We start from the raw sequence: 26,263 nt of genomic DNA on the forward strand, positions 1-26,263 counted from the left end.
GGCGATGTGTTGTACTGAATTCGCCAGTTTTGATATTATTCTGGCGTGTTATAGACCGAGTGCGCCGTATGAGACCCTTTTTGGAGAAGCTGCCCGTCATTCCCGGTGCATCCTGGAGCCTTTTGAACCGGCGGCTGGATGAGGGCATTCCCTTTGAGTGGCATCACCATCCCGAATATGAGCTGACGCTGACACTGAACTCAAAGGGACAGCGCTTTATCGGCGATCATGTGGGGGAGTACGAGGACGGCGACCTCGTTCTGGTGGGGGCAAACCTGCCCCATACATGGGCTTCGCGCGCACGGCTGGACCCGACACTGCCTCATGTCGCGCTCGTCATGTGGTTTCGCCATGAATGGGCGCAGGCTCTTGGCGAAGGGTTTGCCGAGCTGCGGCCGATCGCCGGGCTGGTGGCACGGGGCCGGGGCAGGGCTCGCTTTTTCACGCGAGGTGGCGGCGCGCGCCCGGCCGATGATCGAGGCTCTGTTCGAAGCGGACCCGCCCGAGCGCTTTCTGGCATTGGTTCGCGTGCTTCTGGTGCTGGCGGCGGATGAGGCGGCGATGCCGCTGGCCGACACGGTTGCCGCCAGGGAGCTGGACCGCGCCGACCGCGAGCGCATCGACCGCGTGTTGCTGCATATTCACATGAACTATGCCGCCGGCATTTCCAATGGGGAGCTCGCGGAGATTGCCGCGCTCAGCCAATCTGGCCTGCATCGGCTTTTTTGCCGTCACATGCGCTGCAGCATTTCGGACTATGTGATGCGGCTGCGCATTGGTGAGGCCTGTGCACGGCTTTCGTCCGGCGACCAACCCATCGGTCACGTGGCCGAGGCGGTGGGGTATCACACGCTTGCCAACTTCAACCGCCAGTTCAAGGCGCTGCGTGGCATGACTCCCCGCGCTTATCGCGCACTCTTTCGCGGGTGATATCGATGGCTCTTCGTTGAGGGCTATGACTTTACCTGTGATAGGGGGAGCGACACCTCCTGCGTGGTCCATGATAGGGCTGGAACGTGTTGTCGCTTGCCCGGAACGATCGGTATTTCTTTCCGCACCAGGCCAGATGCGCTGCATTTTGCGCGTGGCGCGAATGCGCGCGGATCTGCGGGGCCTCATGCCGGGGTGAGAACTCGAAACGCAGGTTCAGGGAGCGCGTTCCGTAGCGCGGTCGCAGGTGGGGCCCCCGAGGGCCGTAAACATCATTGAAACCGTAAAAATGTCCGGCAAAGCGGCCATGGGGATCATGCCAGCGTGACCAGGAGGGGACGGAACGGTGGTGGTGCCAGCGTGGCTTGGTCTGGCAATGGTGCATGAAATGGCGGCGATGCGACTTGCCCAGTGTCAGTTGCATGCGCCCAGGGAAAAGGTGACGCATCGCGCGGCGGTCGCTCCATCCGTAGCGGTGACCGTCAATGCAGTATCGATCGAGCCTTTTCCACTGCGGATCTCCCGCCATTGCTTCCTGCGCCCCGATGAAACAGAGCAGAGGGATAAGAAGAATGATTGCAGAACGCATAATGCACAACTCCTGATGGAAGTTGCGAGGATACAGTTCTGATGGGGTATGGAAAGTTCAATTAACGTAATGGTTTAGCGGATTTTTTGCTAAAAGTGAATCAAGGTTTTGAAGGCGCGGCCGAACCGCGCCATCACGTCAAAACCCATGCACGGCCTATCGATAATTGGGTGACCGGCAGGCCTTGCGGGGCCCGTGATAGGGCTGGAACGTGTTGTCATAGGCGCGGTACGACCGATAGCGGTGATGACACCAGCGGACATGGGCGCGCGACAGCCTGACGGGCCGGCGATAGTAGGGTCTGACGGGCCGCGGCCGGGCATAATGGGGCTGGTAGAAATATGGTGCCGGGCGACCGAACTCAAAGTAAAAGCCCGCGCGAGGAGGGGGGCGGTGCCACTTGCGGTGCCCGTGATGCCGCCGCCATTTTCTGTGGCGCCGGTGATCCACCTGAACGAGTGGTTGCTCAGCCGAGATGCGCTCGAACGTGTTGGCTGCAGAGCGTCCAGCCAGTCCAGACGCATTGGCGTTTGCCGGCGTGCCGATCAGGGTGAAACCCAGCACAAGCGCCCCGGCACAGGCTATTTGGGTGAGAATTCGTTTCATCGTGGTCTCCTCATCTCAGACCCCCAACGTGCCCCTTCGTCCCTGAATTCCATTAAGGATCATCTTACCACAAACAATCACAGCCTCCATGAACGCGGCATGAATGCGCTTCTTGGCCGGGCATGGTGGTGGTGCGGGCTTGTTTTCCCGCACGGGCTGTTTAAACCTGATCTCATGTCCCTCCGGCTTGCCACCTTCAACGTTGAAAACCTGATGAACCGGTTCGATTTCTCCGGATTTCGAAACGATCTGCGCAGGGACCGGGCTCTTTCGCTCTATGAGATTGAGGACGAGGCACATTTTCGCGCACTCGAACAGGCGCGGGCCGTGGCACTGACAGACGATGCACGCCAGTTGACGGCGCTGGCGATTGCGGAAACCAGGGCCGACATACTGTGTCTGCAGGAAGTCGATAATCTGGCGGCGCTCAAGGCGTTTGAATATGGCTATCTCTTCAAGATGATCGGCAACGGATACCGCGAAAAACACTCCGCTTCGGGAAACGATGCGCGCGGTATCGACGTGGCGGTGATGATGCGGCCGGAAACCGCGCATGGCCAGCCGATCGAGTTCGTGCGCATGACCAGCCACGCCCATGTGACCTTTGCGGATTTCGACCTCTACAACCAGGCGCTGGCCGAGCTTGGTATCGAGCCGCAGGAGCGCATCTTTCGCCGCGATTGCCTGGAACTCGACATCAAGGTCGGGGGCCGCCCCCTGACGCTTTACGTGGTGCATTTCAAGGCGATGAGTCCGCCACGCAACGGGATGGATGGCCGCACGGCCTCCATGCCGGTGCGGATCGCGGAAGCCTCCGCCGTGCGGCGTATCATCGAGAACCGTTTTGGCGGAGCGGAGAGGGCGGCCGAAAAACGCTGGGTCATCTGCGGCGATCTGAATGACTATCGCGAACGTGTCGTGATTTCGGGCGAGGCTCATCTGGGCTATGGCTTCAAACCGGTCAGGGAAGTTCTTTCATGCGTCAACACGCTGACGGAAGGCGGGTTTTGCGAGAACCTCGTGGAGCGCCGGCCGGAACTGGATCGCTGGACGCTTTACCACACACGCGGGCCGGACGAGCGCCATCTGTGCCAGCTCGACTATCTCCTGGCATCCAGGGCGCTGGCTTCGCGAAATGCCCGTGCGATTCCCGATATCATTCGGGCGGGACAGCCCTGGCGGACCATTTTTCCACCGGGGCAGGACATGCCGAGGTACCCTCGTGTCGGCTGGGACCGGCCCAAGGCCTCCGACCACTGTCCGGTGGTGGCTGAACTGGATATCGTCTGATCATTCGTGCCGCAGGGCTTCGATCGGATCGAGACGTGCCCCACGAAGCGCCGGAAAAAGACCGAACAGGACGCCGATTGCGATCGAGATTGCCGTGATCATGGCAATGGAACCGAAACCGGGGACGAAAGCGACTTCCATGAGGGTGGTGACGCCCCATGCGATGGCAAGCCCCAGCGCGATGCCGATCAGGCCACCGAGAAGTGTCAGCACCGACGCTTCGGTGAGAAACTGGAGAAGAATGTCGCGCTGCCGCGCTCCGATTGCCATTCGGATACCGATCTCGCGCGTCCGCTCAGTCACGGAAACCAGCATGATGTTCATGATCCCGATACCGCCAACGAGAAGGCTGATACCGGCAATGGCGCTCAGGAAAGCGGTGACGTTTGCAATGACACCACTGGTCTGACGGATGAGCTCAGCCATATCCTCGATCTGGAAATCGTCGGCCCGGTCATGCGCAATGCGCCGGAGCTGGCGCAATGTATTTTTCATGCGGTCTTTCAGCGTTGCCGTATCGATGTGGCCCGGTGCCTTGACCAGGATCTGGTCGATCTGTGTGTTGCCGCTCAGCCGGGTCTGAAACAGACGCAGCGGGACGAGCACGACGGTGTCGAGCGAGCCTGTGAACGATGCCCCCTTTGCCGTCAGCTCGCCGACAATGGTGCAACCGACCGGGCCAACGCGGATGCGAGCGCCAATCGGGTTTTCATGCGCGAAGATGCGCTGGGCGACCGCACTGCCGATCACGCAGTTAGCGACGCCGTTTTCCAGCTCTTCGAAGGACGGGAGACGGCCACGCCTGAGCGACCAGTCGCGCATGTTGAAATAGCTGCCGCTAACGCCGGTCACCGTAGCGACAAGCCCCCTTGAACCATAGGAGGCGCGCTTCTGGCCTGTGGCCTCTGCGGCCACTGTTGCATCCACATGAAGCGCTTTTTGCAGGCTGCGAAAATGCTGGTTGAGCAGAGGGGCAGGTGGGCCTGCCTGCACCCTCGACGGGTCCGGCAGGGCGCCTGCGAACACAAAGATGATCTGGCCGCCCATGTGGGCCATCTCCGCGCGGATCTTTTCTTTTGCGCCATTGCCGATGGTCAGAAGCGCGATGACGGCCGCGACACCGATAATGACGCCCAGAAGCGTGAGGAGAGAGCGCATCTTGTTGCGGGCGATCGAAAGCAGCGCGATATGGGCAGATTGCAGAACGATCATGCGGCGGGCACCTGATTGCGGTCTTCGGCGATGCGACCATCGCGAAACACGATCTGGCGGCCTGCGAAGGCTGCAATGTCCGCTTCGTGAGTGACCATGACGATCGTTAGCCCCCGCTCACGGTTGAGGCGGGTGAGTATCGCCATGATTTCATGGCTGCGTTCCGTATCGAGATTGCCGGTCGGCTCGTCGGCAAGCAGCACGGCTGGTTCGGTGACCAGGGCACGCGCGATGGCCACACGCTGCTGCTGACCGCCCGAGAGCGCAGCGGGTGTGTGGTGCGCGCGTGACTGAAGGCCGACCTGCTGCAGCGCCTGCATTGCCAGTTCCTGGCGTGTGCGGGCTGGCACACCCCGGTAGATGAGGGGTAGCTCGACATTTTCCAGTGCCGTGGTGCGTGGAAGAAGATTGTAGCCCTGGAAGACGAAGCCGATGTGCCTGTTGCGCAGCTCCGCCCGCCCGGCAGCGGTGAGGCGACCCGCATCTTTTCCCATGATGTAATATCGGCCCCGGCTGGGGGTATCGAGCGAGCCAAGAATGTTCATGGCGGTCGACTTTCCGGATCCCGAAGGGCCGGTAACGGCAACGAAGGCGCCGTGAGGAATGGTAAAGCTAACATCCGCCAGTGCGTGGATGATGGTCTCACCCTCACCGAAGCAGCGCCATACATGTTCGAACGCCAGCAATGGCGTGGCTCCGGTTTGGCTCATGGCAAAGCACCGGCCCAGGCTTCGCCGGTGATCACGGCCTGACCTTCGCTGAGCCCCGACAGCACTTCGGCCTTCTCCCAGTTGCGCACGCCGAGCTCGACAGGCACGGGCACGGGAAGACCGTTCTCAAGCACATGAACCATGGGTTTGTCCGCGGACCCGCTCGCATCGGGTGCCGTGATACTGCCATCTGGCTCCTGCGGCCTGTAGCGCAGCGCGCTTACAGGAATGAGAAGCGCGCCTTCCGTTCTGTGGGTGTTGACCGTGAGGGATGCCGTCATCCCCGGACGAAGCCTGAGATCGGCATTGTGAACGTCGAGCCTCGCCTCATAGGTGACCAGTCCGTTCTCCTCGCTGTGGGCGAAGGAAACGTCGCGGATCTCGGCTTTGAAAGTGCGTTCGGGATAGGCATCAACCGTGAAACTGGCTTCCTGCCCCCGCGCGACCGTACCAATGTCGGCCTCGCTGATTTTCGCGATCAGCTCCATTCGCTCCAGATCTTCGGCAAGAATGAACAGAACGCCATCGTCCGATGACGCGAACACTGTGCGACCGGGTTCCGCGTTGCGCTCCAGAACGACACCGTTGATGGGGGAGCGGATGGTCGTGCGACCCAGGTCAAACCGTTTCAGCTTCAGCTCGACCTTCTTCACACCGAGATCTGCTCTGGCTGTGGCGACGCGGTTTCTTGCCCGCTCATGCTCGGCCTGCGCGTCTTCCAGCCGCTGCTGGCTGATGGCGTTGTTTTGCCTGAGCGCTCTCGCGCGCGCGAGTTTCTGTTCGGATTCCTTCAGATTGATCTCTGCATCCGAAAGACTGGCTTCGGCGACCTGAACGAGGGCTGCAGAACGATTGACAGCATATTGGAATACGGTTGAATCGAGCCGGGCAAGAATGTCGCCGCGCCGGATGCGCTGGTTCTGAAGAACCGGGACGGACTGAACGATGCCTTTCAGCGCGCTCGCGATCTCGATCTGCGTGCGTGGTCGCAGCACCGCCGTGGCGGATACCTGGACAACGAGGTCGCCGCGGGCAACGGGTTGGGAGACATAGGCTGCCGCAGCCTCTCCCGACCCTGTTGCGGAATAGAGCCAGACACCGGCAACCAGCGCGCCGGCAATTGACACCAGAAGCAGCCAGCGGCGTGACAGGAACGAACGCCTGCCCTCGGTGGTTGTGTCCATGGTTTGGCCAGGCGCGACAGACCGGGCTTTCTGCTTTGGAATTGTCATAAACTCTCGCTGTTTCCAGCGCCCCGTTGCTGTTGACGTGCTATGAGGAAAGTGGACAAAAAAAGGCAGACCTGATGCCTGTCGGGGGGATTTCACCGATCACAGGCACTTTTTGCGGGAGTTTTTATGTCAGGGAGAAACTATTATATTTACAACGTTTTTTCCGACAGGGCCCTGACCGGCAACCCGTTGGCTGTCGTGACCGATGCTGCCGGACTCGATGATGAGACGATGCAGAGGATTGCGGCAGAGTTCAATCTTTCCGAAACGGTCTTCATTCTGCCGCCAGAAAGGGACAGTCACACGGCGTATCTGCGAATATTTACGCCGCGCTTCGAATTGCCCTTTGCCGGGCACCCGACGGTGGGGGCTGCCGTGGCTCTGGCCGAGAGGGGCGGGGAGCAGGGAACGGGAACCGCGATCCTGATGCTGGAGGAGCGCATCGGTGCGGTGCGTTGCGTTGTCTCCGCGAGCACGGGCGCGACCTATGCGGAATTCGACCTTCCCAGACTGTCTCAGCCCGTTCCCTTTGCGGGCGAGCTGGAAGCGGTGGCTGCGGCATTGGGGGTGGGCTATCACGAGATCGGTTTCGAGAATCACACGATCAGCGCCTGGAGCGCCGGAGTTCCTTATGTCTGCATCCCCGTTGCCAATCTCGACGTTGCAGGCCGCGCACGGCTGGATGCCGCTCTCTGGCGTTCTCTGTTGCCGCAGGAGGATGGTGTCACGACGGCGCCCTATGTCTATTGCCGGGAGACCGTGAATCACGACCATGCATTTCATGCGCGGATGTTTGCTCCCGACAATGGCATTTCGGAGGACCCGGCCACGGGCTCCGCTGCGGCTGCCTTTTCCGGTGCGATCATGCATTTTGACCAGCTGGTGGATGGAGCCCATGGCGTCATGATCGAACAGGGTATCGAGATGGGTCGTCCTTCGAGCATTCGGCTGGAACTGGACGTTCGTCATGGTGCCATTGAAGCGGCCAGAATTGGCGGTCACGCGGTACGCATTGCGCAGGGCAGGCTGTTCATCTGAACATTTCGTGGCAAACTCGTTGCAGAGTGTCTTGCAAGCGCGCGAGAAACCGTTTAAGGAGCCGGTCATTCGGTTGACGGCGACGTTCTCGCCGCGCGGACTGGTCGGGTGATTAGCTCAGTTGGTAGAGCAGCTGACTCTTAATCAGCGGGTCACAGGTTCGAGCCCTGTATCACCCACCAAGACTTTTTCTTCACATTGTCTGTCGGTACGAGCGCCGGTTCGGTGTACCTAGCTATGCGTTCCGATGCTTCCGCTATGCATAACGGCCTTGGCTGAGGCATGGACGCCGGGACGCGTTTGACGGCATTATGGGCGTTCATTTGTTTCCATGAGCGAAGCTGGACAGGTTTGAACAGCACGAACGACACGGACATCAGTTTCGAGCGCCGCAGTGAAATGCTGGCGGTGCTGAAACGACGTGGGATTATCGAGGAGGCGGTGCTCGATGCCATGGCCGATGTGCCGCGCGAGCTTTTCGTGCCCGAGCATCTCACGGAGCTTGCCTATGAGGATGGTGCGCTGCCCATCGGCGACGGGCAGACCATATCGCAGCCCTATGTCGTCGCCCTGATGACGGAGGCAGCCGGTCTTGATCGGAACAGCCGGGTTCTGGAGGTGGGCACGGGATCGGGATACTCGACCGCCATTCTCTCCCGCATGGCCGGTCATGTTTTCTCGATCGAACGGCACGACGCTCTGGCGATTTCAGCGCGCAGGCGCCTGGCAGATGCCGGGTTTCTGGACAATGTGAGCATCACGGTCGGGGACGGTACGCTGGGTTCGCCTGAAGAGGCGCCGTTTGATGCCATCATCGTGACGGCGGCGGGGGCCGCGTGTGCCCGAGGCGCTGCGCGCGCAGTTGGCACCGGGCGGCCGGCTTATCATGCCCGTTGGTCCGTCTTCCGGTCCCCAGGAACTCAATTGCATAACCAGGGATGGGGAAGGGGATTTTCGGAACGAGACACTGGCGACTGTCTCCTTCGTTCCGCTGATCGGGGCCCAGGGCTGGCAGAAATAAAGCGCCGGGCAACGCAACGAAACGAAAATCAAAGCGCGGTTGGAACCTTTGCCCGACATGTGGGTTTATCGTGCAGGCGCGCCCCATAATCCCCCCCCCGACCCGACGAAGCGCGCCGGTTGCCGGCCAGTTTTCTGGCCGGCTTTCTTTTGGGACACTCAGTAGTCCTTCTCGAAGAATATTCCGAGACTTGAGTTGCCATCAGAGCCCACGGCGCCGCGCGCTTTCAGGTCGTCGGTTATGTCGAGATTGATTGTGCCGCGCGTCGTGCCTTTCGCCCCCGCTTCAACGCCCAGATAGATGTTCTCCTGGATATAGCGCCCGGCACGAACGGCTGCATTGCCTTCCGAGTCCGTCACCACATCCAGATCATCCAGTCCGGTGGCGTTGCGAAGCGAGCCCAGAAGAGAGGTGTTCGATCCTCCTGCAAGCTCTGCCGCTGCTGCGGCCAGCTGCGCGATCTGAACTGCCGATAGCTCGTCAATGCCGCGATTGAAGATGAGACGTGCCAGAACTTCGTCTTCGGGCAATTCCGGCTGCGAGGAAAAGGTGATGTCGAGATCGGAAACACGCCCCTGGACGTTGATGAACACGATGATGTCGTTTCCACGGGAGCGCGCAACGAAATCCAGGTGGGGGTCAAGATCACCCACCAGCGTCACCTCACCTTCGTCGAAGGTGATGCGCTGGCCGATGATGGAAAGGCGCCCGCGAATGAGTTTGAAGCCGCCGACGGGCTGAATATCGGTCACCGGACCAGTCAATTGCACGGAGCCGCCGAGTTCTGCATCGAGGCCGCGCCCGCGCACGAAGATGCGGGCCGGTGCCGTTACATTGACGTCGAGCCTTACCACGCTGGGGCGGGCGGAAGGCATCGGGGTGCCATCGTCGGCGCGGGCGCGTTCAAGCGTACGCTGGACAGCAGGCGGCGGGTTGATGTGTTCCACACTGATTTCCGCAGCGCCACCGCCAAGACTTTCGGGAACGATGATCTCGGCACGCTCAACATTGACCTGGCCTGCCAACAGGGGATCGCGGGTGAGGGGGCCTGTCATGGTGAGGGCGCCGTTGACCGTGGCCGTCACCATTTCGCCGTCGGTATGCCGGGCATTGTCGAGGCCGATGCGAAGATCGGCGGGGAAACCTGCCCGCGCATTGGTCGAGACCGTTCCGGCAAGAGATACGCGGCCGCCGGCGGCGAGCGCCGCAGAGCCTTCTGTGATCGAAATGCGATCACCATTGAGGGCCGCCGCCAGTCGGACATCGTCGATGCGCAGATTGGTGAGGGGATCGACGGCGGACGCCTTGGCTGTGGCAATCGTGCCGTTGATCACAGGGCTGGCAAGTGCTCCCGACACACGGACATTGGCCGAGGCGGTGCCTGACAGCTGTGTCCCCCTCTCGGCGAGGAAACGGTTGGCAACCGACAATGGTGCCGTGCCGGCCACATTGACGCCAAGGCCTGAACCGGTGAGCGGGATGGTGCCGCTCGCCTCGATGGCGAGCCCGGACGGGCCGTTTGCGCTGAGGCGGGTGAGCTGGACTTCATTGCCCGCAAAGCTGCCGTTGGCGGAAAGCTGCAGGGGGCCGAGGCCAGCGCCGGTGAGTGGAGCGGCGCGCAGACCCGTGGCCCGCATATCGAACTTTGCCCGTGGTGCCGCGAGACTGCCGGTGACGCGGGCCTCGCCGGTCAGCTGGCCGGCAAGATCCTGTCCGCGCACGACACGGTTGAGTGCAGACAGCGGGAAGGCGTTCAGTGCGACATCCAAGGAAAGCGCCCCGTTGTCGAAAGGGACCATGCCACGCGCGGTCGCGTTCAGCCCTTCGGGGCTGGACACGCTGGTGTCGATGTTGAGATGGTCGCCATTGCCCGTTCCGGTGGCGTCAATTGCCAAAGTGGTGATGCCAGCCTGTTTGAGAACCGGGGAGGTGATGCCTCTTCCCCTCAACTCGAGATTTGCCACGGGACTGTCGCGCGTGCCCTTGATCCGTGCATTGCCGTCAAGGATTCCGCCGAGACCGAGTTCGGGCTGGATGGTGTTGGCTATCGAGAGCGGCACCTGTTGCAGACCGACAGTGAGATCGAGGTCTTCTGCTACCTTGCCGCGGGCGGTGATCCGGCCGCCTGCAACATCGATCGTCAGCGGATCGAGTGTGAAAGCGCTGCCTTCCACCAGAAGGGACGCGGGTTCGAGGAGGCGTGCCTGAACGGAACCCTGATTGAGCCGGAGGCGATTGAGCAGGATGCGATAGCCCTGGCCCTCAGGAGCAAGCGCGCCCTGCGATTCCAGCCGGGTTCCCTGAGCGAGAAGCGCCGAACCTTCGAAATTCGTCGCATTGTCAGACTGACTGGCGGTGGCTTCAAGCCGCGTGATTTCGATGCCGCCAGCTCTGACATCGTCGGCTTGGATGGAGCCGATTGCCGAAGGCACGTTGAAAAGGTCTTGAACCGAGGCGGCAATCGTGGCCCTCGTAACCTGCGTCTCGTCGACCTCCAGATTGCGGATGGTCGCGTTGACCTCGGCCATCTGCCGCTCTTCGGCGTGTGATAGCAGGAGATCAGCATCCACACTGCCGCTCGCCTGTTGTAAAAAGAGTGCCGCGGCAGTGGAAATGTCTGCGGCATCGATCTCGATCCTGCCGTCGATCAGATTGCCGGGCACCTGCTGCTTGATCTCGCCGCTGGCGACTGCCCCCCCGGCGCGGAAGGCAAGTTCCGTCAGATGCCGCTGCTCGGGTGAAAGGAGTACCAGGCTGGATAGGTCGACACGCTCGCCGCCGAGGAAGGCGTCTGCGTTCAGTGCACCGGTCAGGACCTGATCTTCAAGCTGGCCGTCGAAACCGAACGTGGCTTCGCTGAGATCGCGGCCGGAGAGCCTGCCGCGCGGAGCATCGGCCTTGAAGGTCAGGTTAATGCGGCCTTCGCCACCATCCGCGCGACCTGTGGCGGTAATGCGCCCGGAAGCGCGGCTCGAAAGGAGCGCCATGTCCTCAAGGGCCGCGTCGAAGCGGAACCGGGCCTTTCCCGTCGCAAGCGTGCCGTCGGCCTGCATGCTGAACTGCTCGTTGGAGAGGGACAGATTGCGCGCGGTCAGTCCTTCGGGCCCCCGGGCCATCCCGCCATCGATGCGCGTGGTGCCGGCGAGAAGGTTTCCAGCAACTTCGTTCTCGATGCGCAGGTCGGTTGCCGTGCCATCGATGCCGAGGTCGAATGCGCCGCTGATGGGGCGCACCATGCCGCGCGCAACAAGGTCCACCGTGCCACCAAGATCCTGACCCGCGAGACCGGAAAATGGAGCGATGTCGGAAGCGCTGAACTTGATGTCGCCGTTGAAGGCCAGTTTTTCGAACGTTCCGCTGAGGGCGGCCTGGAGGCCATTGCCTGACATGCCGGCATGCTCGATCATCAGCGGATTGCCAGCCTGCCAGTCGCCGCGCGCCGCGATGCTCAACGCGTCGCCGAGCGCCTTGGCGATCCTCGCCTGTTTTGCGGTGATCTGCGAGAGGCCGCCATCGATCTCGAAACTGATGCGGCGGGTGAGCGGATCGTTGAGGTTGCGGGCAAGACCGCCCATTGTCAGGACCGTGCGCCCGGCCGCGAATTCGGCGGTCTGAAGACCGTCCATTTCGAACCGGCCGTTCCATCGCTCTGCACCTGCTTCGCCAAAGGTGATGTCGAGGCGGCCTGTCTTCAGCGATGTTTCACCGCCGGCGACGGGCAACAGCAAACGGTCGCCTTTCGGGTTGGCCACCGAGGCGGCCAGTGAAAGGGCGGTCAGGAAACTGTCGCTTCCGGTTTCGGCTGCAGCCTCGATGCGCATGGAGGCACTTGCGACCTGAAAGGTTTCCAGCAGCAGCCCGCCACCATCTTTCGAAACGCCACTGATGTTGATCCGGGTGCCTGCACCGAAGAAATCCTGGAACTGCTCCGGCACGAGGCGCCGGATGGAGCCGGCAAGGCGGGCGGAGAACCCCAGCCCTTCATCGCGGTCTCGAAACCGTGCGGTGCCACCAAAGGCCGGTACACCATCGGCTTCGAGAGCAAGCTTGACATCAAGCTCGCTGAGCGGGCCGCTGCCTGCGAGCGTGAGTTTGAGCGGTGGTCGGCCCTGGACGCCGAGCAGATTGGCAACCACGCCATCCGCCGGCTCGTCGAGCATGAGATCCAGGTCGAGGATTTCGGTTTCGTTGGAGAATGCGGCCTGGAGCGTAAAGTGACCGCCGGGGCCGTCGAGGCGCTGGACATCGAAACTGGTGTCGAGCACGCCGCCATCGATCCTGAGCGCTCCGGCAAGGGAGAGTTCGGCGGCAAGTCCGAAGACATCCTCTCCAAAGCTTGCCCGGGCGATCTCCAGTTGCGCCAGATTGACAGCGAGCGGCAGTTCGGGAACCTGGAAGGAATGCGCTTCCGGTGCGGGGAGACCCTTTTCCGGCAAGGGGCGGCGCGACACCTCGATGTTTTCGGCGGCAAGCTTTTGCACTTCGAGGCGCTGGCGCAGCAGCAGCGTGGAGCGACTCCAGTCGATCGATGCGTTTTCGATACGCAGCCAGATGCCTTCACGGTCTGCTATGGTGATCTCGCTGATCGTTGCCTGTGAGGAGAGTGCACCCGAGATGCCGGAAATGCGGATCTGCCGGTTCGGCGTGGAAAGCTGCTCCTCCAGAAGACGCGTGAAAAAGGAGCGCTCCTCGTCGGGTGTGCGTTCGCTGGGCGTATCCTGCGCCATGGCGGGCAGCAGAACGAACAGAAGGGTCAGAGCTGCTAGTATGCGGATCAAAACGCCTGTCCTATTCCAACGTAAAATGCGACGCCGGGGTCCCCGTCGCGCTTGTCCAGGGGAACGGCAACATCAAGGCGCACCGGGCCGAGCGGGGTGAGATAGCGGAGACCGGCACCAACGCCGATCCGCAGATCCCCCGAGAACTCCGGGAAGGATTCTGCGCCGACGGTGCCTGCGTCGACGAAGCCTACAACACCGATGGAATCGGTAACACGGGCGCGCAGTTCAGCCGACGCCTCCAGCAGCGAGCGGCCCTCCGGCGATGCCGTTGGGAGTCTCCACGCCGATGTTGCGATAGGCATAGCCACGTACCGACCCGCCGCCACCGGCAAAGAACAGCTTGTCTGGCGGTGTTTCGGCAATGGGCGCGCCAATCAGCGCACCGATCCTGGCACGGCCAGCCGCGACGAAACGGCCATCGCTGCCGAAATCGTAGTAGGCACGGCCTTCCAGAAGCATGCGGGCCGCAAGGTTGCGGTATTCCATCTCGTAGAAGGGTTCCAGCGAAAGCTCTGCAAACAGGCCTTCGGTAGCGTCTGCGGGATTGTCACGGCTGTCATAGGTGAGAGAGCCGCTGAGCCCGATGGTGGTAAAATTGCGGGTGCCGAAATCGTCGTCGAAGCGGGCGCGCCCGGCATTGGCGAACAGGCTGGCCGAAAGCTCTTCGCTGAATTCATGTCTGAAGCCGGCTTCTGCGCTGACAGCCGTGCGCGTGTAGCGCTCCAGCACTTCCCGATCACCGAAAATCGACGCCTGGAAATCGGTGTCCGGCGTGAAGACTCCGGGCTTGATGAAGGTTGCACCGACGCGGTAGGTCAGATCTTCCGGGCTGAAAGTGTTGCCGATGCCCGATACCTTTCCTTCGAAGCGCAGCCGTTCGGCCCGCCCAAACAGGTTGCGGTGCATCCAGTACGCTTCAACGCCGAGCCCGTCGAGCGTGGAATAGGTGCCGCCCACGCCGAAGCGGCGGGGCAGGCGCTCCTGCACGATCACCGCGAGCGGTAGCACCCCGTCGGCGCTGATCTCGTCAGCCTCCTCTATGCGGGCAGAGCGGAAGACATCCAGCTTGGAGAGGCGATTGCGGGCGCGCTCCAGATCGTCGGGATCATATTCACGGCCGGGCACAAGGCCGGTCTGTCGCGCGACGAACTCGGGGTCCATCCGTTCCGTGCCGCGCACGGTGACGGCGCCATAAGCAGCGCGTCGTCCAGGCTCCACTGTCAGGGTCGCATCCACCGTGTTCGTTTCATGCGCTGCGATAACGCGACGCTCGACGATTGCCGCTTTCGCATGGCCCTGATGACGCCATGCTTCCACGGCAAGGCGCCCGGCGCGCAGAATGGTTCCCGAACGGGCGATCTCGCCGGTCTGGAACCCCTCGCTGGTTGGATCGGCCACGCGGTCTTTTCGGCTGAGCGGTGGCGGCGTCTGATTGATGATGCGAGCCTGGCCGAAATGGAAAACGGAACCCGGGTCGACGGCGATGCGAACACTGGCCGGATTGGCAAAATCGGCATCGATGGGCAGCTCTGAGACTTCCGTGCCGTCGATGGTGATGCTGATCGATCCGCCATAGAGAGCGGAGCCATAAAGGGTGTTGAGAAGGCGGCGATAATCGCTTCGCGCCTTGACGATGAGGCCGGCTGCCCCCGATGCAGGTTTTTCCCGGTCAGTCCATAAGGAAGACGCGCCCTTGAGCTTTTTCTCGACGTCTTCGGCACCATAGGGCACCACGAATTCAACCGTGTAGGGCCAGGGTTCGCCGATCGTATCGGCGACCTCGTCGCTCTTGTCCCTGCCGAAGAGTTTCAAGCCGAACAGCTCGAATGCATTGACTGGCCCCGGCGACAGGACAAGCATGATCGCGAGCGCAAATGGCCCGAACAGTCGTCTGCTTGTCGACGGAATGCCGCCGGATCTACTCAAGACTTCGCCTCCCGCTCTTCGTCGAGTTTGCGCTATCGGAATTGCCGCGATGTTAACGCTCCTGGATGTTTCGTCGAAGCATCGCGGTTAAATCACAAATAAGCACATGCCGCCAATCCGGCATTGCGCGCAGCAGGAGCGATGCCTCTTAAAGCAGGTGTTATTGGGCATGAATCCGAATCGGACCCTAGTAAGCTTGGGAGCGACTTTCGTTTTCGGAAGAACGCACCCTGCAATTGCCGGTCCGGGTGCCGAGGCTCACGGACTTCCATGTGAGGAGAGGTGTGTCTGGTATGTCAGAAAGTCCCCGTGAGCCAAAGGTCAGTCAGGACGAAAACAGCGTCAGTTCACACTCTTCAGATCAGACCGACAGCTCCAGCCAGGAGGCAGAAGCCGCTGGACCGCAGATTCCAACGCCGAGCGTTCAGGGGCAGCAACCACGCTCTGAAAAGGCGCATAAAATGCGCAGCGCCAAGGGATCGGGCCGGCCGGTGTATGTGGTCGATGGCGCCCGAACCCCGTTTCTGAGAGCCCGTGGCAGACCCGGTCCATTCACCCCGGTGGAGCTGGCGGTGCAGTGCGGCCGCGCATTGCTGGCACGACAGCCTTTTCATCCCGGCATGGTCGACAACGTCATTCTGGGCTGTGTCAACGTTCTGCCCGGGGAGATGAACCCGGCGCGCGTCGCGGCTCTGCGGCTGGGCATGGGCGATGCAATGCCAGCCTACACGGTGCAGATCAACAGCGGATCAGGCATGCAGTCGATCGACACCGCGTTTCGCACCATTCAGACGGGGAAAGCCCAACTGGTTCTGGCGGGTGGGACGGAAGCCCCGTCGCACGTGCCGCCCGACTGGGCGAATGAGGGGGCGGTTGGGTTCGGTCGCTTGGGCACGGCAAGATACTTGTTTCAGAAGCTGTTCGCACTTCGTGGCCCCGACACGTCCCCAGCCTCTGGGACTGCACTCGACCACGGACTGGCCGATCCGGTAACCGGGCTGACCATGGGGCAGACGGCGGAGTTGGTGGGGCACCTTTTCCGTGTTTCTCGCGAGGCGGCAGATGCCTACGCGCTGGAAAGTCACAGCAGACTGGTCAAGGCGCAGAAAACAGGGTTGTTGAACGGCGAAATCGTTCCGATTCTGACACGCGACGGCACGGTCTATGATCATGATGATAGCGTTCGGGAAGAGAATTCGATGGAGCGGCTTGCCCGGTTGAAGCCGGTGTTCGAGCCGCCCTATGGGCGTGTCACGGCGGGGAACGCTTCGCAGATCAGCGATGGAGCATCATGGGTGGTGCTTGCTTCGGAAGCGGCGGTCAGAAAGCACAGGCTTATGCCCCTTGCCCGCATTGTGGACAGTCAGTGGTCGGCGCTCAACCCCTCCGTCATGGGCCTGGCCCCGACACTCTGCACCACCGAATTGCTTCAACGACAGGGGATGACGCGAAGCGATATTCATCTTTGGGAACTCAATGAGGCTTTTGCAGCCCAGGTTCTTGCCTGTCTGGCGGCGTGGGAAGACACGGGGTACTGCCGGGAGGTACTGGGTCTCGACCGCGCCTTCGGTCGGATCGAGCGCAACCGGCTGAACGTGGATGGAGGCGCGATCAGTCTTGGCCATCCGGTCGGCACCAGCGGCAACAGGATCGTGCTGCATCTGGTGAACGCAATGCGCAAGCGAGGGCAGAAGAGGGGCATCGCTGCGGAGTGCATCAGTGGTGGTCTTGGTGGAGCCATGCTTCTGGAGATGGTTCAATGACCGATCAGACAAACGCTGCCGATGAACATTTCAGCTTGCGCCGGATCGCCGATGGCACGGTCACAAGTCTCATTCGACAGACGGTGCACTGGAAACTGACCAAAGACAGGGACGGCATAGGCTGGCTCCTGCTCGACCGGGAGGGAGAAAGCACCAACACGTTGAATGACGCCGTGATGCTGGAGCTCGAAAGCCTGCTGGAAAAGGTTGAATCGCTGCACCTGAAAGCGCTTGTCATTCGATCTGCGAAACCAGCAGGGTTTGTCGCCGGTGCCGACATTCGAGATCTTATGGGCATGACGGAACCGCAGGCTCTGGAGGAGCGGGTAGGGCGGGCTCATGAGATTGTCGATCAGCTGGCGGCTCTGCCTTTCCCAACGATTGCAGTGGTTCACGGGCATTGTCTGGGAGGCGGCTTCGAACTGGCACTTGCGTGTTCCATGCGCATCGCCGTTGTCGGTGCCGAATTCGGCTTTCCCGAAGTAACGCTTGGGCTACACCCGGGAATGGGAGGAACTTTCCGCTTGCCCCTGCTTCTCAAACCGGAAGAGGCCATGAAAATGATGCTGACGGGCGGTTCGGTCGGCGCCGACAGGGCGAAAGAGCTTGGCCTCGTGGACGTGGTGGTTGTTGAGCGACATGTCGAAATGGCGGTGGCACAATTGCTGAAGCGCGGCATCAAGCGGCGAAGCGCGCCTTCCGGACTGAGCGGTCTGCCCGTGTTTCGCGGTACTGCAGCCCGCAGATTGCGTTCGATGCTCGCGGGACGGTCGAATGAAAAGCATCATCCCGCCCCCTTTCGGCTCGTTGACCTGTGGGAGCGGCAATCCGGCCGAAAAAGGGCTCTCATGCAACGGGAAGAGATCCGGTCATTTGTCAAGCTTGCAACGGGGGAGAATGCGCAGAACCTGATGCACGTCTTCGGACTTCGCGAGACGTTGAAGGCGCGGGCAAGTGGGGAAAGCGGGATCGAACACGTGCATGTCATAGGGGCGGGAGAAATGGGTGGGGACATTGCAGCCTGGTGCGCGGCACACGGGCTGCGCGTAACCGTGACCGACCTCGACCAGGATGTTCTCGCTACCATTGCACCGCGCGCGGAAAAGCTGTTTGACAGCTTGACGGTGACGGACATGGCGAAGCGCGATGCTCATGATCGGCTCATCCCGGATTTTGCCGGTGAGGGGGTTGCACAGGCGGATCTTGTCATCGAGGCCGTGACAGAGAAAGCCGACATCAAGCGCAAACTTCTGAAATCCATTGCCCCGCAGATGAAGAAGAAGGCCCTTTTGGCGACCAATACGTCGAGCGTGCCGCTTGATGTGCTTGCCGGGGCAGTTCCCTTTCCCGAAAGGTTCATCGGGCTGCATTTTTTCCATCCGCTTCCACGCATCGAACTGATTGAAGTGGTCACGAACGCCAAGACCTCGCGGCAGTCGAAGGAAAGAGCAGCCGCTTTCTGCGGTTCGATCAACCGTCTCCCAGCAATGGTCAAAAGCTCGCCCGGCTTCCTCGTCAACCGGGTTCTGGCACCTTATTTCGCCGAGGCCTTTCTGATGCTGGATGAGGGGATGCGGAAGGAAACCGTCGATGCGGCGGCCGAAACGTTCGGCATGCCCATAGGGCCGATCGAGCTTGCCGACAGAATTGGGCTGGATGTCTGTCTGGAGATTTCCCTGACGCTCAAGTCGGGTCTTGAAGAACCGCCACCCAAGGCTCCGAATTGGCTTTGGGAGATGGTTGAAGACGGCTGTACGGGCCAGAAGGCGGGGCGGGGCCTCTACGAATATGACCAGAACGGCACTCCGAGGAAGAGCCGGAAACGCCTTACACCGCATCCGGTGATGACCGACAGGCTTGTTCTACCGATGCTGAACGCATGCGTGGCCTGCCTGCGGGAGGGTGTTGTGGCCGATGAAGAGACCCTGGAGGGGGCGCTTGTTTTCGCGACGGGCTTTGCCCCTTTTCGCGGTGGTCCGTTGCGGTATGCGCGCGCGCGCGGGATCGCCGAGATCATGGTTGTGATGGAACGAATGCAGGAAAAGTACGGGGAGAGGTTTGCACCCAACCCCTACTGGGTCAAACTTCCTGCCCGTCAGGTTCCCTCTGGAACCTGAGCGCCGTTGCGGAATTCTCCCTTCACACGCAACGGAAGCGAGAAAGACCATGCCAGCAAAATCGAAAGCGCAACAGAAGGCTGCAGGTGCGGCTCTTGCCGCCAAACGCGGCGAGATGTCGAAATCGGAGCTTCAGGGCGCTTCCAAGGAAATGTATGACAGCATGAGCGAGAGCGAACTGAAGGAATTCGCGGAAACCGACCGCAAGGGCCTCCCTGCCAAGAAGGATTGAGGCGCACTGGAGCGCCTCTCCACTTCCTTCATCCAGCGCAAGCGCTCTGCTTTGCGCGCGCGAGCCTGTTTGTGATGAAACGCTGAAGGCGGGTGGCAGCCTCCCTGAGCGTCTCTTCATCCTGACACATGGAAATACGGATGTGGCCCCGGGCCGCGTCACCAAAACTGGCGCCGGGTAAGACGGCAACGTCTTCCTCCTTGAGCAGATCCCAGGCGAATGTCTCGCAATCCTGTTCGATGGCCCGAATGTCGAGCATCACGTACATGCCGCCTTCAGAACCGCGCACGATGATTTCGTTCAGCCCGCGCACGGCGTTTAGGAACACTTCGCGGCGGCGCGTATACAGTTCTGCAATCTCGCGCATCCCGAATGCATTTTCGGCAGCGGCAATGGCTGCATGCGAGGTGAAGTCCGGCAGGCCGTAGGTTGCGACCAGATTGAGATTGGTCATCACCGCAATCATGTCGGCCGGGCCGGTGAGCCACCCGACACGCCAGCCTGTCATGCCGTGGCTTTTCGACAGTGAATTTATGACGAGCGTGCGCTCCTTCATGCCGGGGAGAGCGCGGGGCGAAATGTGTTCCCTGTCGGAGCGAATGGTCCAGTAGACCTCGTCGGACAACAGCCAGAGATCACGCTGGCGGCAGATTTCAGCAATACGTTCGATCGTTGCGCGCGAATAGACTGCGCCGGTCGGATTGTTCGGCGAGTTGATCAGGATTGCGCGCGTGTCGGGTTCGAGCGCAGCTTCGATTTCCTCAAGGGATGGCTCGAAATCGTTTTCCGCATGGGTTTCGATTTCGGTATAACGCCCGCCTGCGGCACGCACCGTGCCGGGATAGGTGGCATAGTAGGGGGAAACGATGAGAGCATGCGCACCGGGATCGAGCACGCTCTGAAAAGCGGCATAAAGCGCGCCCTGACCACCGATGGTGACCATGATTTCGTCGGCGCTTGTTTCGGTTCCGGTGCAGTCTTCCGAGAGTTTTGCCAGGGCGGTTCGCAAGCGGGGGAGGCCGGGAAGCTGGGTGTAGTGATGGTGTCCGCCGCGCACGGCCTCCACGCAAGCGTCGACGGTGCCTTCGGGCGTGTCGAAATCGTGATCGCCGACCGAAAGCATGATGACTTCCTCGCCGGCCTGTTTGCGGGTCAGTGCGGCAAAATGTATTTCCCAACCGTTCTTGCCGGACGGAACGATGCCTGAGATGCGGGATGAAGGCTGTGGCATTGAGGGGCTCCAGGTGGGGGCTCGGTATTCGACTTGAAAAAAGCGGGTCCTTCGACTACGAGAACCGCGCATTGGACGCATATTTATCAGAGCGGCCATGTTGAGAACAGCGCAACCAAACAGCGCACCCGGTCCCGAACAGGGGCGGTTCGGATGTGAGGGGCAGGCCGCCGGTTCGCACCGCATTTGGCAGAGGGATGGCGGCATGTTGGCCCCTGAAAAGAAGAACGAACTGTCCGTTTCAGAGATTGTCGATGAGGCGATGCTTTCGCGCCGCTCGGTGCGCGCTTTCTTACCGCGGCCGGTCGACGATGACACTATCCGTGACATTCTTCGCGTTGCGGCGCGTGCGCCCTCTGGCACCAATATGCAGCCGTGGAAGGTCTATGTGGTTTCAGGTGAGCGCAAACAGGCGCTTTCCGATGCCATACTCTCATCCGGCGTGCGCCCGGAAAAGATAGAGTGGGACGAATACAAATATTATCCTGACAAGTTCTTCGAGCCCTATCTTTCGCGCCGCCGTGCGGTGGGGTTTGCGCTCTACAGTCTTTTGGGCATCGGCAGGCGCGAAGTGGAGCGCATGCGCGCACAGCACGATCGGAATTTTACGTTCTTCGACGCGCCGGTCGGGCTGATCTTCACCATTGACCGACGCCTGAACAAGGGATCCTGGATTGACCTGGGCATGTTCCTGCAGTCGGTGATGATTGCCGCGCGAGGACGTGACCTCCACACCTGCCCGCAGGCCGCTTTCGCACCCTATCACCGGCAGATACGCCCGATACTGGGCATTCCCGACGAGGAAATCGTGGTCTGCGGGATGGCGCTGGGCTATGAAGACGCTTCAAAACCCGAGAATGCGTTGCGCAGCGAACGTGTGCCGGTTGAAGAATTCGTCTCGTTTGTTCGTTGAACACTCGTCCATCCATTCATTGCTTACCAATTTGTAATTTCTCGGCAAGGTCGTCGTAATGTGCGAACGGCCAGTATCTTCTCGTTCCCTGCCGCAACCCCTCTGGCGGCGCCCCTTACGAGGAGAAAGACATGAAAAAGAAAATCCTTCTGACCGCGATGGCTGTGAGCCTGATTGCCGGTTCTGCCGCGATCGCTCAGGAGAGCTCATCCGATCAGACCGCCCCCCAGGCTGCCGCCGAAAAAATGAAGGGTGGCAAGAAGATGCGGAGCATTTCCCGTCTAGACAAGGACGGCGATGGCGCCATCTCCATTGAAGAATTCTCTGCAGTTCACATCGAGCGTTTGAAGACTGCCGATACCGACGGTGACGGCGTGTTGTCGGATGCCGAGCTGCAGGACATGGCAATGAAGCGCATGGCCGATCGCCGTGCCAGGCGCGCCGCACGGCGTCTCGACATCGACGGTGACGGCACCGTTACGATCGCCGAGATCGAGCGCCAGCAGGAAAAACGCTTTGCGCTGATGGACGCCAATGACGATGGCAAGGTGGATCAGCGAGAAATGCGCCGTGGTTTCCGCCAGATGGCGGGGGAGCGTGGCGGACACCACGGAAAGAAAATGCATCACAAGCGTGATCACAAAGGTGGTCCGCGAGGTGACATGCGCCCGGGCAATCCACCGGCAGAAATGGCACCTGACGCCGACAAGGGGTGATGGAAACGCGCCGGGCGGTGCTGCTGCGCCAGCCCGGAGCTTCACGCCGGTTCGCCTGGGGCTCGGCGGCCGGCCGATAGGCCCGGTGTCGCCGCGCCGGGCCTATCTTATCGTGTAGCCCACATCTTCCGATGCTCGGCGAAGCGTTTTGGCGAAGGCGCGCGCGAATGACCGGAACACATAGAGTTCGAAGCGCTTTTCGCCGCGACGCTGGATCTGCACAGACAGGTCATGATGCGCAGTCGCCCGTCCTGCACGAAGCGGGAAGGCGGCAAGGCTGAAGTCCAGTGCGAATAGCTTGGCCAGAACCCACTCCACCTCAGCGCCATCGAGGCTCAACACGGTTCGTCCGTGGGAGAGATCGGTCACGGTGCCGGTTTCATCGGGGATGGAGGCCATGAGCTCGCCGGCAAGCGCTTCATCCGCAGCGCTCACCAGAAAGCGACCGGGACCGATATTGAAGGCGCAGCTGCCGTCACTGTTTGTCGCCCCGTATCCCGGCAATGCTGCAAGCCGGAGACGGCAGACGTTTGACAGTCTGGCTGCTAGCGCGTTCTCGTGGCCGGGCCATGCACGCGCCTCTACAATGGTGCCTTTCGATGCTTCCGAGATTGTAACGCCGACCCTGTCGGCGAAGTCTCCATAGGAGCCGGGGCGGAACTCGCTGCCCAGCGGCGATGCGCGCTCAACCATGCATGCGCTCCCCATCCGGATCGAAGAAATGGTGACTGACGATCTCCACCTGGCCAAAACGCTTGCGCAACGGGTCGGAGAGACAGGCGCGGGTCCCATGCCTTGTCTTACCGCCCTTCACGAGTGCCAGGCCGATATATTTTTGCAGCGCCGGTGAGTAACAATAGGCTGTGACATGCCCGATGCTTTCTCCCGGCTCGCCGGAGCTGCTGCGCTCCGTCAGATGGGCGCCACCCCCGAGCGCCTGGCCATCGAGCGAGACAATGCCCACAAGCCGAAGGCGGTTTTTGTCGATCAGGGCAGGGCGGTCCATCAGGCCCGAACCGATGAACGGCTTTTTCTTCGACAGCATCCGGTCGAGATAAAGGTCTCGCGCCGTGGTCCGCCCGTCGATCTCGGCACCTGTCACGTGCCCTTTCTCAATGCGCAGTGCGCCCAGCGCCTCCATGCCATAGGGCGTGATGTCAAAGGGTTCGCCCGCTTCCATCAGCGCTTCCCACACATGCAGCCCATGACCGGCGCCACAATAGACCTCATAGGCGCGTTCACCGGAAAAGGAGAGGCGGCAGATCATGACCGGGGCACTGTCGACTTGGCCATGCACGATGCCCATGAAGGGCAGCGTCTCGTTGTCGACTTTGGTTCCCGTCACGCAGCGCTCCAGCACAGCGCGGGCCTTGGGGCCGGCGATCGCGGCACCTGCCCATTGATCCGTGACCGAGGTGAGATGGACCCTGAGATCCGGCCAGAGAATGTCGAGGCAATATTCCAGATGCTGCATCACCGCGCCGGCATTGGCGGTGGTTGTGGTCATGAGATAATCGGTGTCACCGAGGCGCCACGTGGTGCCGTCATCGAAAACGATACCGTCTTCACGCAGCATCAGCCCATAGCGTGCCTTGCCGACTTTCAGCGTGGAGAAGGTGTTGGTGTAAACACGATCAAGGAAGGCGGCGGCATCGGGGCCCTTGACCGCGATCTTGCCCAGTGTGGAGACATCGACAATGCCCACGGAGCGGCGGACTGCGGCTGCTTCGCGGATATAGGCCTGCTCGACCGTTTCGCCGGCATTTGCGTAGACGAGCGGGCGGTGCCAGAGATCTGCCGGTGTCATCTTGGCGCCTTGCTCCACATGCCAGTCATGCATGGGGGTGAAGCGCTCGGGCTTCAGGTCGCCATGACGTTCTGCAGCCAGCGCGCCAATGGCCACTGGGGTAAAGGGCGGGCGAAACCGTGTGGTGCCGGCTTGCGGGATCGAGATCCCGCGGGCTTCGGCCATGATGGCGAGGCCCGGAACATTGGAGGTCTTGCCCTGGTCGGTCGCCATGCCGAGCGTCGTGTAACGCTTGAGGTGCTCGACGCTGACAAAGCCTTCGCGGTGGGCGAGCCGTACGTCGTCGGCGGTCACATCGTGCTGGAAATCGACAAAGGCCTTGCCCTTGGCCCGGATTTCAAGAACCGGCGCTGGTGCAGGATTGAGTGCATCGGGCACGATTTGCGGCAGTCTGGCGCGGGACGGGCGTTTGCCGGCAGATTTGCGGCCGGCATCGCGGCCGCTCGCAAGCGCGTCGGCCGTGCCGAATTTGCCAAGGAAAGCGCCGGCACCTGTCCAGCGTTGTGCTGGCTCGGGTGGCAGAAATGCCTGTTTTTCCTCATCCCAGACGGGCTGGGCGCCAGCCTGGCTTGCCAGGTGAAGAACCGGTTGCCAGCCACCGGAAACCGCGAGACTGTCGCATTCAATCGGCCTTGCTTCGCCCAAAAGCCTGCCTGTCCCGGAATCGAATCTCTGCACCAGTGCGCGTGACAGGGAACGAGCGCCCGTGGTGGCGACAATCGCGTGGCCGGTCAGTGGCTCCACACCGGCCTCGGTTGCAAGGGCCGTTGCGGCCTCACTGACCCGTTCCCGGACATCGACGATGGCAGCGACATGGCCGCCTGCGCGCCTGATTGCTGATGCAGCCTCATAGGCGCTGTCATTGTTGGTGAAAATGACGGTTCTGTTGCCGGGCAGGACGCCGAATTCCACAGCATAGCGGCGGGCGGCTCCAGCCAGCATGATGCCTGGACGGTCGTTGCCGGGAAAAACGATGGGGCGTTCGAGCGCGCCAGTTGCCAGCACGACCTCGCCGGTTCGGATTGTCCATTGGCGCTGGCGCGGATGACCTTTGGGAGTGCGCGGCAGGTGGTCATTGACCCGTTCGAGCGCTGTCAGCGTGTTGCCGTCATAATAGCCCCAGACGGAAGTACGCGTTAAAAGGCGTACATTCTCGAGAACGGCGAGCCGCTGCGTCAGTTCTGCCATCCATTCATGGGCCGGCTTTTCATCGATGGTTTCGCCAGACCAGCGTGCAAAGCCACCTGTCAGAGGCTCCTGTTCTGCGACAATCACCCGTTTCCCTGCCTTTGCCGCCGCTTCCGCCGCCATGAGACCGGCGACACCGGCACCAACCACCAGAACGTCGCAGAACGCATTCATCTGCTCGTAGCGTGATGGATCGGGCTCGTGGTCGGCCCGGCCAAGCCCGGCTGCGCGGCGGATGAAATGCTCGCACATCATCCAGAAGCGCGTTCCCTTCAGCGGGCCCAGCACCGGGCCCATGAAGGTCTTGTAGTAGAAACCCGCCCCCAGTAGGCGGCCGCCGAGCTGATTGACCGCTCCAATATCCCAGGCGAGAGAGGGAAAGCGGTTCTGGCTTTCGGCGCGCAGGCCGTCATGGATCTCGATCCGGGTAGCGGGGATGTTGGGTTCCCGCACGCCTTCGCGCAGCAGGGTCACGAGCGCGTTCGGTTCGTCTATCCCGGCACTGAACACGCCGCGAGGGCGGTGGTATTTGAAGGAGCGGCCCATGAGCGAAATGCCATTGGCAAGCAGGGCCGAGGCAAGCGTGTCGCCTGCATGCCCCGTCAGGCTTTCGCCGTCAAAGGTGAAACGGATGGTTCGGGTGCGGTTGATCAGTCCGCCGGTAGCAGCGCGGCGGGGGCTCATGCGCCATCTCCGTCATTGGTGCTTCCGGCGAAGCTGACGGCGTGAATTTCATGGGTCAGCGTGTCTCTCTCCACTACCAGATGCGCACGGCAACCGCCTGCGTGCTGCCAGAACTCGCGGTGCCGCCCGGCCGGGTTTGGCCGATTGTAGACATAGTCGAGCCAGGCCTTCGTGTCCGTGGAGGCGAGGTCAGGGCGGGTGCGTGTCGCATCTCCCTGATAGGAGAATTCTGCAAGGTCGCGGGGGCCGCAATGCGGGCAATCGATCAGCATGGCGT

20 protein-coding genes, 1 tRNA gene and 3 pseudogenes are annotated in these 26,263 nt (G+C 61.4%); 13 read left to right on the forward strand and 11 right to left on the reverse strand.

Going from position 1 to position 26,263, the window contains the following annotated elements; genetic code table 11:
• The first annotated feature begins 68 nt into the window (after positions 1–68).
• A complete protein-coding gene (locus AB2N04_RS09980) occupies positions 69–554 on the forward strand; it encodes a cupin domain-containing protein (RefSeq protein ID WP_367718623.1) in 486 nt (161 codons plus the stop codon).
• Entirely contained in the window at positions 529–930 is a 402-nt protein-coding gene (locus AB2N04_RS09985; protein WP_367718624.1) for a helix-turn-helix domain-containing protein, read from the forward strand. Before AB2N04_RS09980 ends, AB2N04_RS09985 begins: the two co-directional genes overlap by 26 nt.
• Positions 931–961: 31 nt before the next feature.
• On the opposite strand, the pseudogene AB2N04_RS09990 reads toward AB2N04_RS09985, so the two are convergent.
• Positions 962–1,069: pseudogene (locus tag AB2N04_RS09990) on the reverse strand (BA14K family protein); the annotation flags it as partial.
• Positions 1,070–1,276: 207 nt separating this feature from the next.
• Here AB2N04_RS09990 and AB2N04_RS09995 point away from each other — a divergent pair.
• Positions 1,277–1,561 carry a hypothetical protein gene (locus AB2N04_RS09995; RefSeq protein ID WP_367718872.1) on the forward strand — a complete coding sequence of 95 codons (285 nt, stop codon included), beginning with the start codon at positions 1,277–1,279 and terminating at the stop codon, positions 1,559–1,561.
• A 114-nt stretch (positions 1,562–1,675) separates the two neighbouring features.
• Here the strand turns inward: AB2N04_RS09995 and AB2N04_RS10000 are convergent, their stop codons facing one another.
• Entirely contained in the window at positions 1,676–2,125 is a 450-nt protein-coding gene (locus AB2N04_RS10000; protein WP_367718625.1) for a BA14K family protein, read from the reverse strand.
• Between the two features lie 174 nt (positions 2,126–2,299).
• On the opposite strand from AB2N04_RS10000, the gene AB2N04_RS10005 reads away from it, so the two are divergent.
• Positions 2,300–3,415, forward strand: a complete 1,116-nt coding sequence (locus AB2N04_RS10005) for an endonuclease/exonuclease/phosphatase family protein (protein ID WP_367718776.1) — start codon at positions 2,300–2,302, stop codon at positions 3,413–3,415.
• Here AB2N04_RS10005 and AB2N04_RS10010 read toward each other — a convergent pair whose 3' ends face one another.
• The 3 genes from AB2N04_RS10010 to AB2N04_RS10020 are packed head-to-tail and all read right to left on the reverse strand — an operon-like array spanning position 3,416 to position 6,521.
• A complete protein-coding gene (locus AB2N04_RS10010; RefSeq protein WP_367718626.1) occupies positions 3,416–4,627 on the reverse strand; it encodes an ABC transporter permease in 1,212 nt (403 codons plus the stop codon). It lies immediately after the preceding gene.
• Complete coding sequence (locus tag AB2N04_RS10015; RefSeq protein ID WP_367718627.1) at positions 4,624–5,337, reverse strand: ABC transporter ATP-binding protein; 714 nt, start codon at positions 5,335–5,337, stop codon at positions 4,624–4,626. Before AB2N04_RS10015 ends, AB2N04_RS10010 begins: the two co-directional genes overlap by 4 nt.
• A complete protein-coding gene (locus AB2N04_RS10020) occupies positions 5,334–6,521 on the reverse strand; it encodes an efflux RND transporter periplasmic adaptor subunit (protein WP_367718628.1) in 1,188 nt (395 codons plus the stop codon). The genes AB2N04_RS10015 and AB2N04_RS10020 overlap by 4 nt, the downstream gene beginning before the upstream one ends.
• Before the next feature lie 174 nt (positions 6,522–6,695).
• On the opposite strand from AB2N04_RS10020, the gene AB2N04_RS10025 reads away from it, so the two are divergent.
• From AB2N04_RS10025 to AB2N04_RS10040, 4 genes and pseudogenes are all read left to right on the forward strand, one after another.
• Entirely contained in the window at positions 6,696–7,607 is a 912-nt protein-coding gene (locus AB2N04_RS10025) for a PhzF family phenazine biosynthesis protein (protein WP_367718629.1), read from the forward strand.
• A gap of 106 nt (positions 7,608–7,713) precedes the next feature.
• Positions 7,714–7,789 (forward strand) — tRNA-Lys (locus AB2N04_RS10030).
• 217 nt (positions 7,790–8,006) lie between these two features.
• A pseudogene (locus AB2N04_RS10035) lies at positions 8,007–8,378 on the forward strand (protein-L-isoaspartate O-methyltransferase); the annotation flags it as partial.
• Between the two features lie 115 nt (positions 8,379–8,493).
• Positions 8,494–8,628, forward strand: coding sequence for a hypothetical protein (locus AB2N04_RS10040; RefSeq protein ID WP_367718777.1), 135 nt, complete (start codon positions 8,494–8,496; stop codon positions 8,626–8,628).
• A 158-nt stretch (positions 8,629–8,786) separates the two neighbouring features.
• Here the strand turns inward: AB2N04_RS10040 and AB2N04_RS10045 are convergent, their stop codons facing one another.
• A complete protein-coding gene (locus AB2N04_RS10045; protein ID WP_367718630.1) occupies positions 8,787–13,406 on the reverse strand; it encodes a translocation/assembly module TamB domain-containing protein in 4,620 nt (1,539 codons plus the stop codon).
• Positions 13,403–15,269: pseudogene (locus AB2N04_RS10050) on the reverse strand (autotransporter assembly complex family protein). Before AB2N04_RS10050 ends, AB2N04_RS10045 begins: the two are co-directional and overlap by 4 nt.
• A gap of 527 nt (positions 15,270–15,796) precedes the next feature.
• Here AB2N04_RS10050 and AB2N04_RS10055 point away from each other — a divergent pair.
• From AB2N04_RS10055 to AB2N04_RS10065, 3 genes are read left to right on the forward strand one after another with little or no spacing between them, the layout of a single operon-like run.
• Complete coding sequence (locus AB2N04_RS10055; protein WP_367718631.1) at positions 15,797–17,098, forward strand: acetyl-CoA C-acetyltransferase; 1,302 nt, start codon at positions 15,797–15,799, stop codon at positions 17,096–17,098.
• Complete coding sequence (locus AB2N04_RS10060) at positions 17,095–19,215, forward strand: 3-hydroxyacyl-CoA dehydrogenase NAD-binding domain-containing protein (protein WP_367718632.1); 2,121 nt, start codon at positions 17,095–17,097, stop codon at positions 19,213–19,215. The genes AB2N04_RS10055 and AB2N04_RS10060 overlap by 4 nt, the downstream gene beginning before the upstream one ends.
• A 49-nt stretch (positions 19,216–19,264) precedes the next feature.
• Positions 19,265–19,447, forward strand: a complete 183-nt coding sequence (locus AB2N04_RS10065; protein ID WP_367718633.1) for a DUF3008 family protein — start codon at positions 19,265–19,267, stop codon at positions 19,445–19,447.
• 28 nt (positions 19,448–19,475) lie between these two features.
• On the opposite strand, the gene AB2N04_RS10070 is transcribed toward AB2N04_RS10065, so the two are convergent.
• A complete protein-coding gene (locus AB2N04_RS10070) occupies positions 19,476–20,678 on the reverse strand; it encodes a pyridoxal phosphate-dependent aminotransferase (protein WP_367718634.1) in 1,203 nt (400 codons plus the stop codon).
• 205 nt (positions 20,679–20,883) lie between these two features.
• On the opposite strand from AB2N04_RS10070, the gene AB2N04_RS10075 reads away from it, so the two are divergent.
• Together AB2N04_RS10075 and AB2N04_RS10080 are read left to right on the forward strand one after the other, a co-directional pair.
• The gene (locus AB2N04_RS10075) at positions 20,884–21,591 is read left to right on the forward strand and encodes a nitroreductase (protein WP_367718635.1); all 708 of its coding nucleotides are present in this window, start codon (positions 20,884–20,886) and stop codon (positions 21,589–21,591) included.
• A 131-nt stretch (positions 21,592–21,722) separates the two neighbouring features.
• Positions 21,723–22,307, forward strand: coding sequence for an EF-hand domain-containing protein (locus tag AB2N04_RS10080; protein WP_367718636.1), 585 nt, complete (start codon positions 21,723–21,725; stop codon positions 22,305–22,307).
• Positions 22,308–22,409: 102 nt separating this feature from the next.
• Here AB2N04_RS10080 and AB2N04_RS10085 read toward each other — a convergent pair whose 3' ends face one another.
• The 3 genes from AB2N04_RS10085 to AB2N04_RS10095 are packed head-to-tail and all read right to left on the reverse strand — an operon-like array spanning position 22,410 to position 26,258.
• Positions 22,410–23,000 (reverse strand): sarcosine oxidase subunit gamma, encoded by a 591-nt coding sequence (locus AB2N04_RS10085; RefSeq protein ID WP_367718637.1) that lies wholly within the window; start codon positions 22,998–23,000, stop codon positions 22,410–22,412.
• Positions 22,993–25,986, reverse strand: coding sequence for a sarcosine oxidase subunit alpha family protein (locus AB2N04_RS10090; RefSeq protein ID WP_367718638.1), 2,994 nt, complete (start codon positions 25,984–25,986; stop codon positions 22,993–22,995). Before AB2N04_RS10090 ends, AB2N04_RS10085 begins: the two co-directional genes overlap by 8 nt.
• The gene (locus AB2N04_RS10095; RefSeq protein ID WP_367718639.1) at positions 25,983–26,258 is read right to left on the reverse strand and encodes a sarcosine oxidase subunit delta; all 276 of its coding nucleotides are present in this window, start codon (positions 26,256–26,258) and stop codon (positions 25,983–25,985) included. The genes AB2N04_RS10090 and AB2N04_RS10095 overlap by 4 nt, the downstream gene beginning before the upstream one ends.
• Positions 26,259–26,263: the final 5 nt, after the last annotated feature.

The sequence above is a fragment of the Nitratireductor sp. GISD-1A_MAKvit genome, from assembly GCF_040819555.1.
In the GTDB taxonomy this organism is placed as follows: Bacteria; Pseudomonadota; Alphaproteobacteria; order Rhizobiales; family Rhizobiaceae; genus Nitratireductor.

Bases quoted from the DNA above. Each gene is read 5' to 3' on its own strand.
- AB2N04_RS09980 (WP_367718623.1), top strand. From the start codon at position 69: ATGAGACCCTTTTTGGAGAAGCTGCCCGTCATTCCCGGTGCATCCTGG.
- AB2N04_RS10000 (WP_367718625.1), bottom strand. From the start codon at position 2,125: ATGAAACGAATTCTCACCCAAATAGCCTGTGCCGGGGCGCTTGTGCTG.
- AB2N04_RS10005 (WP_367718776.1), top strand. From the start codon at position 2,300: ATGTCCCTCCGGCTTGCCACCTTCAACGTTGAAAACCTGATGAACCGG.
- AB2N04_RS10010 (WP_367718626.1), bottom strand. From the start codon at position 4,627: ATGATCGTTCTGCAATCTGCCCATATCGCGCTGCTTTCGATCGCCCGC.
- AB2N04_RS10015 (WP_367718627.1), bottom strand. From the start codon at position 5,337: ATGAGCCAAACCGGAGCCACGCCATTGCTGGCGTTCGAACATGTATGG.
- AB2N04_RS10020 (WP_367718628.1), bottom strand. From the start codon at position 6,521: ATGGACACAACCACCGAGGGCAGGCGTTCGTTCCTGTCACGCCGCTGG.
- AB2N04_RS10025 (WP_367718629.1), top strand. From the start codon at position 6,696: ATGTCAGGGAGAAACTATTATATTTACAACGTTTTTTCCGACAGGGCC.
- AB2N04_RS10040 (WP_367718777.1), top strand. From the start codon at position 8,494: ATGCCCGTTGGTCCGTCTTCCGGTCCCCAGGAACTCAATTGCATAACC.
- AB2N04_RS10055 (WP_367718631.1), top strand. From the start codon at position 15,797: ATGCGCAGCGCCAAGGGATCGGGCCGGCCGGTGTATGTGGTCGATGGC.
- AB2N04_RS10060 (WP_367718632.1), top strand. From the start codon at position 17,095: ATGACCGATCAGACAAACGCTGCCGATGAACATTTCAGCTTGCGCCGG.
- AB2N04_RS10065 (WP_367718633.1), top strand. From the start codon at position 19,265: ATGCCAGCAAAATCGAAAGCGCAACAGAAGGCTGCAGGTGCGGCTCTT.
- AB2N04_RS10070 (WP_367718634.1), bottom strand. From the start codon at position 20,678: ATGCCACAGCCTTCATCCCGCATCTCAGGCATCGTTCCGTCCGGCAAG.
- AB2N04_RS10075 (WP_367718635.1), top strand. From the start codon at position 20,884: ATGTTGGCCCCTGAAAAGAAGAACGAACTGTCCGTTTCAGAGATTGTC.
- AB2N04_RS10080 (WP_367718636.1), top strand. From the start codon at position 21,723: ATGAAAAAGAAAATCCTTCTGACCGCGATGGCTGTGAGCCTGATTGCC.
- AB2N04_RS10085 (WP_367718637.1), bottom strand. From the start codon at position 23,000: ATGGTTGAGCGCGCATCGCCGCTGGGCAGCGAGTTCCGCCCCGGCTCC.
- AB2N04_RS10090 (WP_367718638.1), bottom strand. From the start codon at position 25,986: ATGAGCCCCCGCCGCGCTGCTACCGGCGGACTGATCAACCGCACCCGA.
- AB2N04_RS10095 (WP_367718639.1), bottom strand. From the start codon at position 26,258: ATGCTGATCGATTGCCCGCATTGCGGCCCCCGCGACCTTGCAGAATTC.